Origin of the sequence: Mesorhizobium sp. WSM3860 (genome assembly GCF_002294995.1) — a bacterium.
In the GTDB taxonomy this organism is placed as follows: domain Bacteria; phylum Pseudomonadota; class Alphaproteobacteria; order Rhizobiales; family Rhizobiaceae; genus Mesorhizobium.
In genome coordinates, this window is record NZ_NSGF01000019.1 from 1 (window position 1) to 14,125 (window position 14,125).

Here is a 14,125-nt window from a genome sequence, read left to right on the forward strand (position 1 = left end):
AACTCGGCCTAAAGCATGTCAGGACAAGACCTTATACGCCGAAGACCAACGGCAAGGCCGAGCGCTTCATCCAGACGGCACTCAGGGAGTGGGCATACGCTTTCGCCTATCCAACATCACAACAACGCGCCGCAGAGCTGCCGGTGTGGCTGCATCGCTACAATTGGCACCGCCCCCACGGCAGCCTAAAGTCCAAAACGCCGATCAGTCGCCTCGCTCTAACCCAGGACAACCTGTTGAGGCTCCACAGCTAGCCCAGCCACTTCTCGTAGTCGGACACCAGAAGGTGAACCGGTGCGACATCCTCCTCGATATTGGAGAAGCGGCCGATCGGGTCGCGGAAGACGTTGTCGGTGAGGTCGTCGTTGACGGTCGAGACCTCGCCGATCAGCACGTCCTTATCCTCGGCCCAGAAGGCGTGCCAGACGCCCGGCAGGAGCGTCACGCTCTGGCCCGGGTCGAGCTTCAGGAGCCCGCCGGCGGGCAACCTGGTGATGGTGCCGTCGACCGGCACCGACACTTCGGCCTTCGGGTCGATGCCGCCGTCGCGATCGTGCATGAACAGTTCCAGCACCAGCTTGCCGCCGCCGCGGTTGATGATGTCCTCGGCCTTGATGTTATGGCGGTGCATGGGCGACAGCTGGTCCTTGCGCGAGATCATGATCTTCTCGGCGTAGAGCATGCCCATGCCGAGCTTCATGTCCGCGTAGCGGCCGTTGCGGACGGTAAACAGGAAGAGGCCAAGCTCATCGAACTTCTCCTGGCCGTAGTCGGTGATGTCCCAGCCGAGACGCGAGCTGAAAATGGCCGAGGAGTCCGCCTTGTGCGCCTTCATCTCTTCCGGCGACCAGTAGGCGAACGGCGGCATGATGTAGCCGAACGAGCGGATGAAGGCGTCGGCTTCGCGGATGATGTCGTTGATCTTGGAGCGCTTCATGGTCGTTTTTCCTTCCGGCCGCTGCCTGCTGAAATCTGCCGACCCGAATATCCCAATGCCGCTCCGCTGTCGACGCAAACTCACGGCTCTGGCCTCGTGACATCCGGCCGGATCAAGCCCATAACCCCAACCGGTTTTTGATGCGCATGTCTTTATCCCGAAACCGGTTCCCACTTTCGGGAGACATGCTTTTGAACGGTGATCTTCATGGCAAACATAGACGATCTCGACACGCCGGCGATCCTGATCGACGCGGCCCGCGCCGAAGCCAACATCACGAAGGCGCAGGCGCATGCCGACCGCCACGGGCTGAAGCTGCGCCCCCATATCAAGACGCACAAGCTGCCCTACTGGGCGAAGAGGCAGGTGGCGGCGGGTGCGGTCGGCATCACATGCCAGAAGATCGGCGAGGCCGAGGTGATGGCCGATGCCGGGCTTGAGGACATTTTCCTGCCCTACAACATTCTCGGCCGCGCCAAGCTGGAGCGGCTGAAGGCACTGCATGGCCGCGTCACGCTGTCGGTCACCGCGGACAGCCACGAAACGCTGGCAGGGCTAGCCGCGACCTTCACCGATACCGGCCACCCGCTGCCGGTGCTGGTCGAATGCGACACCGGCATGGGCCGCTGCGGCGTGCAGAGCCCGGCCGAAGCGGTGGCGCTGGCGAAAGTGATCGACCAGGCCAAGGGCCTGACCTTCGGCGGGCTGATGACCTATCCGGCCGCCGGCCGCGCTGCCGAAGCGGAGACCTGGCTGAGGACCGCGCGCGAGACGCTTGCGGCGGCCGGCCTCGAATGCCGGCGCATTTCCAGCGGAGGCACGCCGGACATGTGGCGCTCGGGCGAGGACAGCGTTGTGACCGAATATAGGCCCGGCACGTATATTTATCTCGACCGCTACCAGGTCGCCAAAGGCGTCGGCACGCTCGACGATTGCGCGCTGACGGTGCTGGCCACCGTGGTCAGCCACCCGACGCCCTCCCGCGCCATCCTCGACAGCGGCAGCAAGGCATTGTCCTCCGATACGCTGGGGCTGCCGGATTTCGGCGAGCTGCTCGGCGTGCCCGGCGCGCGGGTGACGGGGTTGAGCGAAGAGCACGGCAACGTCACGCTTGCGGACGGTGCAGCCCTGCGCATCGGCGAGCGCGTGCGCGTTGTGCCCGATCATTGCTGCGTGGTGACAAATTTGTTCGACCAGGTGCATCTGATCGACGGCGACAAGGTGCTGGAAACACTGCCGGTGGCGGCGCGTGGACGTATGGGGTGATGTGCGCCTTTCTCTTGTCCCCCTGTGGGAGAAGGTGGATCGGCGCGATTGCGCCGAGACGGATGGGGGGTGTTCCAGCGGAGTGAGACGTCGGCTTTCCCTGGAACACCCCTCATCCGTCGCCTTCGGCGACACCTTCTCCCACGAGGGAAGAAGGGGAAGTTCGTTCAGCCTGCCGCGCCGCAACTCTCCGCATCGCGATCACACGGCGCCTGAAAATCTCCGTGCGTATCGCCATCAAGTGCAGCGTGAAGAACAGCACGGTGAAGCCAAGCGCCATCACGGCGAGCGGCCACAGCATGGAGGGGTCGATGGTCGGGCCGCCGAGGCGGAAGACCGAGGCCGGCTGGTGCAGCGTGTTCCACCAGTCCACCGAGAATTTGATGATCGGGATGTTGATGAAGCCGACCAGCGTGATGATTGCGGCGGCCCAGGCGGCGCGGCCGGCGTCGTCCAGCGCGCGGGTCAGTGCGATGATGCCAAGATACATAAGGAAAAGCACGAAGACCGAGGTCAGCCGTGCGTCCCACACCCACCAGGTGCCCCACATCGGCTTGCCCCAAATGGAGCCGGTGATCAGCGCAAGCGCGGTGAAGGTGGCGCCGATCGGAGCCGCGGCCTTCAGCGCCACGTCGGCCAGCGGGTGGCGCCAGACCAGAGTGCCGAGCGCCGAGATCGCCATGATGGTGTAGCACATCATGGCAAGCCAGGCGAAAGGCACGTGGATATACATGATGCGCACCGTGATGCCCTGCTGGAAATCCTCTGGCGCGGTGAAGCTCATATAGAAGCCGACGCCGAGCAGGATCGCCGCGATCGCCGCCAGCCACGGAATAACCTTGTCGGCCAGCCCGACGAAGCGCGTCGGGTTGGCGAGGTCGATCCAGCCGGCGAGGCGTGAGGTGGTGTCGCTCATGCCGATCTAAATAGACCGGCGATGTGTCCGGGGCAATCGAGGGAGTGTCGCAGCCTTCCCTTCCCCCCTGTGGGAGAAGGGAAAAAAGCTTACGCGGCTTCGGTCACCGGACGGCTGAGGCGGCGGACTTCCTCGTCGTTGAGCAGGCCGCCGGCGCGCAGCAGGGCTGCGAAGCGGCCGTTGCGCAGCGACAGCTCGGTGAAGCCGCCATATTCGACCACCTTGCCCTTGTCCATGAAGACGACCAGGTCGGCGTCGCGAACGGTGGTCAGGCGGTGGGCAATAATGAAGGTCGTGCGGTTGCGCCGCAGTTCGTCGATCGCTTCCTTGACGCGATCCTCGGTCTCGACGTCGAGGGCGCTCGTCGCCTCGTCGAGCACCAGGATCGGCGCATCCTTCAGCACGGCGCGGGCGATGGCGATGCGCTGGCGCTCGCCGCCCGAGAGCTGGCCGCCGCGCTCGCCGACGACGGTGTCGTAGCCGCCGCTCTTGGCCAGGATGAAATCCTGCGCGGCGGCGGCATTGGCGGCGGCGTGCACCTCGTCATTGCTCGCATCGGCGCGGCCAACGCGGATGTTATCCTCGATCGAGCGGTTGAGGAGGCCGGCGTCCTGGAAGACGGTGGCGATCGAGTGGCGCAGCGACTTGCGCGTCACCGTGCGGGTGTCGATGCCGTCGATCAGGATGCGGCCTCTGGACGGTGTGAAGACGCGCTGCAGCAGGTTGATGAGCGTCGTCTTGCCGGCGCCGGTCGGGCCGACGATGGCGACGGTCTTGCCGGCCGGCACCTCGAAGGAGACGTCCTCGATACCATAGCCCGAATTCGCGAACTCGAAGCTGACGTCCTCGAAGCGCACACGGCCGGTGACATTGGTCAACTCGCGCAGGCCGTCCGGCTCGGCGGTTTCGGCGGCCGAGTCCTCGAGGCGATAGAAATCCTCGAGCTTGGCGCGGGCCTCGGAAATCTGCGTCGTGAAGGCCGACATCTGGTCGAGACGGGCGATCAGCATTCCGGCAAAGCCGGTGAACGCGACGACGTCTCCGACGCGAAGCTGGCCACGGGTGACGAGATAAGCGCCAATCGAGAGCACGATCATCATCGAGATGGTCGACGACAGGCGGTTCAGCGCATTGGCGATCGCCCACCAATCAAGCACCGGATTCTGCGCGTCGAGCAGGTCCTTGACATAGCGCTTCAGCGTCGCGGTCTCATGGCCGATGCGGTTGTAGCTCTGCAGCACGGCGACGTTGCTGACGCTGTCGGTCACATGGGCAAACACGGTGTGGTAGTGGCGCTCGACGGCGGTCTGCCCCGACTTGGTACGGCGCATGACGATACGGCCGATTCCGACGTAGAGCACGCCCAGGCCGAGCAGCACGATGGACATGCGGACGTCCATGGAAAGCGCGGTCGGCACCAGCAGCACCAGCGCGATGGCGGTCGAGAGATGCACGCGCATAAATTCGAGCCACAGGCTGAACAGGGTCTCGACGGCGCGCAGCAGCGTCTGCAGCGAATTGGAAGTGCCGCGCTGGTGGTGCCAGGCGAGCGGCATGGTGATGACGCGCTCGAAGGACTGGCACAGCACTTCCGAACGGCGGGTATGGGCGAAGCGGTCGGCGCCGCGCGACACCAGCACGAAAGCCATGACATTGAAGATACCGAGAGCAGCCCAGACGGCGAGCGTCGAAAACACCGGACCTTTTTCGGAGATGGCGCCGATAACCCGGCCCAAAAGGATCGGCTCGAGAATTGCGATCGCGGCAAGCGCGACGTTGGCGCCGCAGATCAGCGCGACGCGCTTCTTGTCCGCAGCCAGATAACCCAGCGCTCTAAAGTAGATCTGCAGAAGTGACACTTCAGCTACTCCGCCAAACTCTTGTCCGTGCTCAATGTCGGTATTGTGCACCGCACCATTTTTTGACACGTACCGCTTAATGTGTCGCGAAACAATGCGTCGTCTATCCCTTCCGTTCCCATTTAGCGAACAAAAGATGACGACGGTGCGAAATCTGACGTGATCACCTAACGGTTTGAGATAAAAGGTGAAATGTCAGCCTTGAGGCAAAATAATGGCACATGCCCCGCGCTGCCACATTTTCGATCACATGCCGCTTGCTTAGCCGGGTCTAAAGCAGCGTGGGCCCGTTGCCCGGTCCATTGCCAAAGTAAAACGCCAAGCTTGGCCGCGCATCCCGAGAGATGCGCGGCCTGCAATCTTTGATCTTACGCAGGTATCTTGACGACGACCTCGGTCTTCTCGCCGACCTTTGGTTCGAAAGATCCTGATTTGGTCTTCGAACCATTTACTTCAAGCCCGATCGACTTGGTCTTTTTGTCGCGGATGACGCGAACCTTGATTTCGCCGTCGAACATCTTGAGCGTGGCGGCGTAGCCGTCCCAGTGCCCCGGCAGCTTCGGCCTAAACGTGATCTGCTTGCCGCGCCGCTCGATGCCGAGGATTCCTTCCACCGCGGCCCGGTAAAGCCAGCCGGCCGAGCCCGTGTACCAGGTCCAGCCGCCGCGGCCGCCCTTTCCTTCGCCGGCGTAGATGTCCGCCGCCACGACGTAAGGCTCGACGCGGTAATGCTCGGCCGCCGCCTCGTCCGAGGCGTGGTTGACGGGGTTCAGCATTGAGAAGCAGCGATAGGCTTCGTCGGTGCGTCCCATTTCCGCCAGCGCGATGACGAACCAGGTGGCGGCATGGGTGTACTGGCCGCCGTTCTCGCGCACGCCCGGCGGGTAGCTCTTGATATAGCCGGGATCCTTGTCGCTGTTCGAGAAGGGCGGCGTGAACAGCTTGACGATCTTGTGCTTGTCGTCGACGAGCATCTTCGTCGCCTGCTCCATGGCCGTGGTCGAGCGGGCAGGATCCCCCTCGCCCGACAGCACGCTCCAGGACTGGGCGATGGAGTCGATCTTGCACTCGTCCGAGTTGCGGGAGCCGAGCGGCGTGCCGTCGTCGAAGCTGCCGCGCCGATACCATTGGCCGTCCCAGGCCGTGCTCTCCAGCGCCCGCTTCAGCAGGTCTGCGTGCTTCGTCCAGGCTTGCGCCCGCTTGCTGTCGCTCTGTCCCTTGGCGATGGGCGCGAAGTCACCCAGCGTCTTCAGCAAGAACCAGCCCAGCCAGACGCTCTCGCCCTTGCCGCCCTCACCGACACGGTTCATGCCGTCGTTCCAGTCGCCGCCAAGGATCAGCGGCAAGCCTGCCGGGCTGCTGCGCTTGATCGCAAGATCGAGCGCCCGCGCGCAGTGGTCGTAAAGCGAGGCGGTGGTCTTGGTGATCTCGGGCGTGAAGAAGGCGTCGTGCTCGCCCTCGCCAAGCTCCTGCCCGTCGATGAAGGGGATCTGCTCCTTGAGGATCGCGGCATCGCCCGTCACCTCGATGTAGCGGGCCGTCGCGTGCGCCAGCCAGACAACATCGTCCGAGATCATGGTGCGCACGCCGGCATCGGTGCGCGGCAGCCACCAGTGCTGCACGTCGCCCTCCTGGAACTGCCGGCGGGCGGCGTTGAGAATCTGGTCGCGCGCCAGCTTCGGATCATGCGCCAGCAAAGCCAGTGTATCCTGCAACTGGTCGCGGAAGCCGAAGGCGCCGCTCGCCTGGTAGAACGCCGAGCGCGCGCGGATGCGGCAGGCCAGGCTCTGGTAGGGCAGCCAGTGGTTGACCATGGCGTTGAGCGCCTTGTCCGGCGTCTCGACCTGAATGGTGTCGAGGAAGCCGCGCCAGACGCGCTCATTGTCGGCCAGACGCTGGTCGAAATCCTTGTCCCTGTGGGTCTGCACCAGGGCGCTCGCCTCGGCGGCCGTGGCGGCGTCGCCAAGCAGCCAGAACAGCGTCACGTCGCCTCCGGCCGGGATGTCGATGTCGCTGGCGATCACCGCGCAAGGATCGTCACCTGCCTCGACGCGGCCGGACAAAGCAACCCCGCCAAGCACGGCCTGCGGATATTCCGTCGTGCCGTGCCTGCCGATGAACTCACCGCGGTCGGCGGTCACCGAATGAACAGGCGCCGTCGTGGCGAGGAAAGACACCCGCTCGCCGAAGTCGAGCCCGTATGGGTTCTGCGCCAGCATGGCGCCCGTTGCGGCGTCCCTGGTCGGCACGATGGTTGCCGCCGTGCGCGAGCGATGGCCGCCGAGCACCCACTCGGCATAGGCATAGACGCGCAGCCTTGCCGGCGCGGAGCCGGCATTCTGGATGCGCAGCCGGGTGATCTTCACCGGATCCACCGGGTCGACCACCTGCGTCAGATCCATCGACAGCGGCCCGCGCTTCGAGCGGAAGGTCGAGAACCCCTGCCCGTGCCAGGTTTCGTAGGTCATCGAGGGATCGCGCACCACCGCGGCCGTCGGCGAGAACGCCTTGCCGCTCAACTGATCATAGATATAGAAGCCCTCGCCCGGTCGGTTCGACACCGGGTCGTTCGACCACGGCGTCAACTGGTAGTCGCGGCTGTTGCGGCTCCAGGTGAAGCCGGCGCCCTCGGCCGAGACGTGGAAGCCGAAGGAAGCGTTGGAGATGACGTTGATCCAGGGCTGCGGCGTCACACGACGGCCGGTCAGCCGCGTCACATAGTGGCGCCCGTCGCCGTCGAAGCCGCCAAAGCCGTTCCAGAGGCTGAGGCCGGTGCCGTCGGCGGCGATATCGGCTCCCCCCTCGCTTGCCCGCGTCGGCTCAGGCAATGGCGGCGACGGCTGGCGGGCCGGAACGCCTTCCGCCTGCTGCAAGGCGTCGCGAGCCTGCAATGCCGCGGTCTCGGCCCTTTCGAGCTGGTCGAAGATGGTGCCGTTGCGGGTGTGGAGCGCGACGCGTGCGACCGACAGCAGGGTCCTGTAGGTCGGCTCGTCCATCAGGTCGCGGCGCACGGCGAAGATGTGCTGGCGGGGCCCAAGCTCGCGACCGCGCAGGCGGCTGTTCTCGCACAGCGTCTCCACCGCGCGTTGCAGGTCCTGCACGTAGGAGGACGCCTGCTCGTTGACGACGACGAAGTCGATCATCATGCCGCGGGCGCGCATGTATTCCTGGAAGCGCAGCGCCTGAGCGACGATCTCGAGATCGGCGACGTCGCCGATGCGCACCAGGAAGATGGGGAAATCGCCGGAGATGCTGGTTGGCCAAAGGCTCGACTGGCGGCCGAGGCCCGACGCGATGGAGTCGGCGGGCAGACGCAGGAACGGATCGGGATAGATCAGGTAACGCGCCAGCTTCTGCACATTGGCAGCATCCGTCAGGCTGAGGCCGAGATGGCGGGTCTGCACCTGGCTGCGCGTCCAGGCGAGCATCGCCTGGCGGGCGAAACTTTCCTGGTGGTCGAGGCGGCCGATCGCCTCGTCGAGCTCGCCGCGGTTGGCGCCGACGACAGTCCAGAAGGTCAGCGATATCTTTTTGTTGGCCGGCACGCGCACCTGGCGGCGGAGTGCCGCCACCGGGTCGAGCGTGAAGCCGTGGGTGCCGGAGAGCCGGGCGCCGGGATCGAAGGCGGCGGCGTCGGTGATGGTGCGGCCGCGGCCGATGAAGGCGCGGCGATCGGTTTCGGCCTCGGCGTCGCGCGAGGGACCCGACGGATCGGTGACGAAATGCACCATGGTAAGGTCGGGCTCGTTCTTGTCGCGCTTGCGCCTGGTGGCAAAGATCGCCCCGTTGTTCGCAGAGATCTCGGTCTCGACGAACATCTTCGAGAAGGCCGGATGGGCGTTGTCTGAGGCTTCGTTGCCCAGCACCAGCTCGGCAAATGACGTCACCTCGATGTGCCGGTCGGTGGGGCCGTCATTGTAAAGCGTGACGCGCCGGCCTTCGCCATTGCCTTCGGAAATGACGATGCACTCGACCTCCGAACGCAGCGAGCCGATCGATTTGGTGAAGCTCGCCTTGTCATCGGCAAACAGCGTCTGCACGCGCTCGCCCTCGGCGCGCTTCGGCTCGGCGGTGGCCGACCACCAGTCGCCGGTCGCGGTGTCGCGCAGGAACATATAGGAGCCGAGACGGTCTTCGCTCGGGTCCGGTTGCCAACGGGTGACGGCAATCTCGCCGAAGCGGCTGTAGCCGGAACCGGAGGCGGTGACCATTACCGAGTAACGGCCATTCGACATAACATTGGTCGCGCGCAGCGCCTTGATCGGGTCAAGGATGATGCGGCTGTCCGGGCTCTCGGTCTCGGTCTCGTCCTTGGAGCGCTCGTCGGCCTCGGTCCTGACGGTAGCGGTCGGGATGTCGCGCGGCGCCTTCTCCTGCAAGAGGAGTTCGGCCGATTCGATCACCGGATCGCTGTGGAAGCGTTCGCGCAGCCGACCCTCGAAGATGGCGTCCGCCACGGCGGCGATCGACATGCCGGAATGGTGGGCCATGTAGTTCTGGACGACGGCGTGGTCGGTGCCTTCCGGCACGCGCTGCGGCGTGAAATCGACCGCATCGTAGAAGCCGTGCCGGCCGAGCGCGCCGATCGAGCGCAGCCGCATCAGGTTCTGCACCGCCTCGCGCGGATTGAACTGCGCCGCCAGGATGGTGGCGTAAGGCGCGATCACGGTGTTCTGGCCGAGGCCGCGCTTCAGGCCGAGGCCGGGCACGCCGAAGTTGGTGTATTGGTAGGTGAGCTCGCGGTCGCGGGCATTGTAGGCCGCTTCCGAGATGCCCCAGGGCACGTTCTTCGAGCGTGCATACTGGATCTGGCGCTTGATGATGAGCTTGCTGGTCTGGTTGAGGATCGAGCCCTGCGGCTCCTTCATCACCAGCGGCGGCATCAGGTACTCGAACATCGAGCCCGACCAGGACATCAGCGCGCCCTTGAAGCCGATCTCGACGATCGGCCGGCCGAGCCGGAACCAATGCTCGGTCGGCAGATCGCCCTTGGCGATGCCGAACAGGCTGGTCAGCCGCGCCTCGGAGGCGAGCAGGTCGTAGCAGCTCTCGTCGAGCTGGTGCTCCTCGACGCGATAGCCGATCGACAGGAGCTTGCGCTCCTGCCGCATCAGGAAGGAGAAATCCATCTCGAAGGCGTAGCGGCGGCAGCGCCCGCGCAGCGCGAGCAGCTTGGTGCGGAGCGCCGAGACCGCGCTTTCGTCATTGTGCGAATCGTGCACATGCGCCTCGCAGGTCGCCTCCAGCCTGGCCGCCCAATCGGCGATGACGTCGCTCTTCGGTGACGCCGCCTCGACGTGAATGGCGGTGGCGAGCTTGCGGATCTCGCCGGCCAGCACCGCGAGATTGATGGTGCGGATCGAGGCCATCTCGGGCTGCGCCTTGATGGTCATCACTGCCCGGCGCATGCCGTCGAGCCGATCGGCGAGACGCTGGCGCAGCGGCCGCAACTGGCGGCGGTCGTCGGGCAGTTCCTCCAGGCTCTCGTCGAGGATGGTGACGGTGTCGAGGATGCCCTCGAAATCGCCCTGCAGGTGGACGGAAGGCGCCTCGGCCCATTCGGCACAGGCCGCAGCCACCGCGACCAGATGGCCGGCGAGATTGCCGCTGTCGACCGCCGAGATATAGAGCGGATAGAGCGGCTTCAGCGTCGTCGTGTCGTACCAGTTGTAGAGATGCCCGCGATCGCGCGGCATGTTCTCGATGGTTGTCATCGTGGCGTCGATGCGGGTGATGGCATCCGACAGGCTGATCCAGCCGAAATCGCGCGCCGACACCACCGAGAGCAGGTAGACGCCGATATTCGTCGGCGAGGTGCGCGGCGCGACCACCGGCGCCGGGCTTTCCTGGAAATTGTCGGGCGGCAGATGGTGATGCTCGGCCGTCACGAACGTTTCGAAATAGTGCCAGGTGCGACGCGCCACGGTGCGCAGCGCATGGATGTCGGAAGCCGAAATGCGCAGCCTATCCTCGGTCTCGGCCGAGCGGCTGATCCAGCAGGCGACGGCTGGCGAGCCGATCCAGAAAATCGCAAAGAAGAAAGCGACAAACGCGCCAGTGGAATCGGCCAGCACGGGAACGGCAAGGCCGACGACGCCGACGATCACGGCGCCGTACATCATGCTGTAATAGGCGCCGAGATCGCTGCCGCCGGTCTTGTGCGCCTGCGAGGCGGTGCGCCACTCCAGAAGGTTCTGGCGGCTGACAAAGAGCCGGTAAAGCGTGCGGACGATGGCATCGCCCATCATCCAGGCGAGATGCGCCATCAAAAGCACCTTCAGCGCCACCAGCGCGGTGCCGAACACAGTGTCGCGCGCCAGCGCTGAAAAATGGCCGCGCGGCGTCTGGTCGCCGCTCTTCGGCAGGATGCCGTTGACGATATCGAAAGTGGGGGCCATGAACAGGCTGAGGATCATCAACGCCTGCCACTGCGCGGCCTGCGTGAAGGGCAGCAGCGTCCAGCCGGCGATACAGGCCATCACCCAGAAGATCGGGGTGACCGAGCGGCGCAGGTTATCGACCATTTTCCAGCGCGACAGTGCCGGAACGCCAGAGCGCGGATCGAACATGAAGCCGAGCAATTGCCAGTCGCCGCGCGCCCAGCGGTGGTGGCGTGAGGCGTCGACCGAGTAGCGGGTCGGATAGTCCTCGACCAGCTCGACATCGGTGACGAGCGCGGCGCGCGCCAGGGCGCCTTCGAGCAAATCGTGGCTGAGGACGGTGTTTTCCTCGATGCGGCCCTTCAGCGCCGTTTCGAAGGCGTCGATATGGTAGAGGCCCTTGCCGGTGAAAGTGCCGTCGCCGAAGACGTCCTGATAGACGTCGGACACGGCAAAGACATACGGGTCGAGACCGCGATTGGCCGAGAAGACGCGCTGGAAGAAGGAGGCATCATCGCCGCTGGTGAGCGAGGCGGTGATGCGCGGCTGCAGGATGGTGTAGCCGGCTGTGACGACGCGCTTTGCCGGATCGAAATGCGGACGGTTGAGCGGATGCGCGAGCTTGCCGACAAGGCTCGAGACGGCGTCGCGCGTGGTGCGCGTATCGGCGTCGAGCGTCATCACATAGGTGACTTTGTCCGGCAGCGGCACTTCGAGCGGCAGGAAGGTGGTGTCGCTGTCGCCGCGCAGCAGAAGGTTGAGCTCATGCAGCTTGCCGCGCTTGCGCTCCCAGCCCATCCAGCAGCCCTGCGCCTGGTTGTAGAGGCGGCGGCGATGCAGAAGATAGAAGCGCGGAGCGCCTTCGGACGGGTAGCGGGCGTTCAGCCTGGCGATCTCGTCGCGAGCATATTGCAGGATCTCGATGTCGGCTGCGTCGATCTCGGTCTTGGAATCCGGCCAGTCGGACAAAAGCGCGAAATGGATCTCTTCTGCCGTGTTGGCGAGATGATGCACCTCGATGTTGCGGATGTTTTCCTCGACGTCGTCGCGCGACCCGATGAGAGAAGGCACGACGACCAGCGTGCGCGCTGAGGCGGGGATGCCGTGCTTGTAGTCATAGCCGACGAGCCGCGTCGGCTTGAGGAAGAGCGCCACGACGGTGTTGAAGAAGGCCAACGCGCCTTCGCTCGCCGGCACCGCGAACAAAGCCAGCATCAGCGTGATCGCCCCCGCCGAGAGGCCGAGATTGGCAAGCGCGTTGCCGGACAGCACAAGCAGGAGCACCGTCAGCAGGAAGACCGGCACGACGATGCCGAGCCAGCCGGTGGCGGCAAAGGCGCGCTTGGAAGTCACATAGAAGGGAGCCCGGTAGCCGATCGCCTGTTCCAGCTCCGGCCGGCGCGGCCCGACCAGGAAGAAGCCGACGTCGGTATGCACGGAGGGGTCGGCAGTTTCCGGCACGCCGGACGCATCGGTGACCCCGGGCATGTGGCCTGCAAGCTCGATCGCCTTTTCGGCGACGCGGAATTCGGAAAGGTCGGAGCGGCGCGCGAGCTGCTCGATCGCAGTGCGATACTGGTCGCGCGAGAAGAAATCGAGCGCGGCGAAATCGGTCTTCTCGCGCAGCAGCGTATCGATGCGGCTGACGCCTTCGAACCAGACCGTCCAGTCGACGTCGTTGATCAGGCGCAGGCCGCGGATGATGTTGCCGGTGGTGACATTGCCGCTGGACAGCGTCTGATGCTCGGAGATGATGATCTCCTCGGCGTCGGAGCCGGTCTTCTCGAGCTCACCCTCCAGCCATTCCAGCGCGCGGCCGGCATTCTGCGAACCATCACGCAGGCGGTAGAGGAGCTGGGTGGCGAAAGTGGTGTCCTGCGCATGCGTGGCGTAGCTCGACAGGATCCTGGTCCGGTCGGCATTGTCGTCGGTCGCCAGCACCCGGTCGGCGACCTCGTTGGCGATCTGGCGCATCTCTCTGGTACGGTTGACGCGCACTGCGATGCGGCGGAGGTTTTCGATCAGCACGAAACGCAGCAGCGACGGCAGCGCCCACAGCTCGCCAATCTTCAGCGGCTCGACCGATTGAAAGCCCTCGACGATCGCCTTGAACATGGTCGCCGAGACCGCGCTGTCGGAATGCTCGACGTAGCTCCAGGCGACGACGAAGGCGCGCGGCAAAGCCGTGCCGTCCGCAAGCTTGAGCGTCGGCAACTGGCGGTAGAAACGGCGCGGCAGATCGCGCTTGACCTGAAAAATAGTCTCCTCGACCAGGTAGTTGTTGTCGAGCAGCCATTGCGCCGCGGGCGTGATCGTCTCGCCCTTGGCCTGGGCGGCATTGGTCGAACGGTAGACTTCGAGGATCTTCTTCGCGCTGTCGCGGATGCGGGCCTGGAATTCGAAAGGCGAGAGCCCGAACAGGTCTCTGACATCGCCCTTGGCAAGTGCCGCGCCGAGCGCGCGCAGCCGGTCTTCAGGCAGGAAATTGGAGCGTATCGGCGCTTCCGTGACGGTCGGGAAGCCGGCGCTAGTTTGTTCGATCTTGGCGGGATTCGTCTGAATGTTCATTGATTATTCCGTAAGGCGGGGCGCGATGCGGCGTCACCGCCACGGCAATGGCCCTAAAACCGGTTCAAATGCAATCTGTTGCATGGCAGGTTCGGCCGAAAGTTTGTTTGCGCTCCATGACAGGGGCGTTCCCTTTCGACAACTCAAGGGCGAACGCCCCTCGCTTCCCGCCCCAGGTCCGATCAGGGAAAGGATTCAG

6 protein-coding genes are annotated in these 14,125 nt (G+C 64.8%); 2 read left to right on the forward strand and 4 right to left on the reverse strand.

Annotated features, from left to right (window positions below; translation table 11 throughout):
• A partial coding sequence (locus tag CK220_RS24680) for an integrase core domain-containing protein (protein WP_141245220.1) occupies window positions 1–254 on the forward strand: 254 nt, incomplete at its 5' end.
• Here the strand turns inward: CK220_RS24680 and CK220_RS24685 are convergent.
• Entirely contained in the window at window positions 251–937 is a 687-nt protein-coding gene (locus tag CK220_RS24685) for a D-lyxose/D-mannose family sugar isomerase (RefSeq protein WP_095814017.1), read from the reverse strand. The two genes, CK220_RS24680 and CK220_RS24685, sit on opposite strands and share 4 nt — an antisense overlap.
• A gap of 207 nt (window positions 938–1,144) precedes the next feature.
• On the opposite strand from CK220_RS24685, the gene CK220_RS24690 reads away from it, so the two are divergent.
• Complete coding sequence (locus CK220_RS24690) at window positions 1,145–2,203, forward strand: D-TA family PLP-dependent enzyme (RefSeq protein WP_095814098.1); 1,059 nt, start codon at window positions 1,145–1,147, stop codon at window positions 2,201–2,203.
• 112 nt (window positions 2,204–2,315) lie between these two features.
• Here the strand turns inward: CK220_RS24690 and CK220_RS24695 are convergent, their stop codons facing one another.
• The 3 genes from CK220_RS24695 to CK220_RS24705 form a co-directional block, all read right to left on the reverse strand.
• A complete protein-coding gene (locus CK220_RS24695) occupies window positions 2,316–3,119 on the reverse strand; it encodes a heme ABC transporter permease (protein ID WP_095814018.1) in 804 nt (267 codons plus the stop codon).
• An 89-nt stretch (window positions 3,120–3,208) separates the two neighbouring features.
• Window positions 3,209–4,978: a glucan ABC transporter ATP-binding protein/ permease gene (locus CK220_RS24700; protein ID WP_095814019.1), complete on the reverse strand. Its 1,770-nt coding sequence runs from the start codon at window positions 4,976–4,978 to the stop codon at window positions 3,209–3,211.
• Window positions 4,979–5,346: 368 nt separating this feature from the next.
• Complete coding sequence (locus CK220_RS24705) at window positions 5,347–13,926, reverse strand: glucoamylase family protein (RefSeq protein ID WP_095814020.1); 8,580 nt, start codon at window positions 13,924–13,926, stop codon at window positions 5,347–5,349.
• Window positions 13,927–14,125 lie beyond the last annotated feature (199 nt).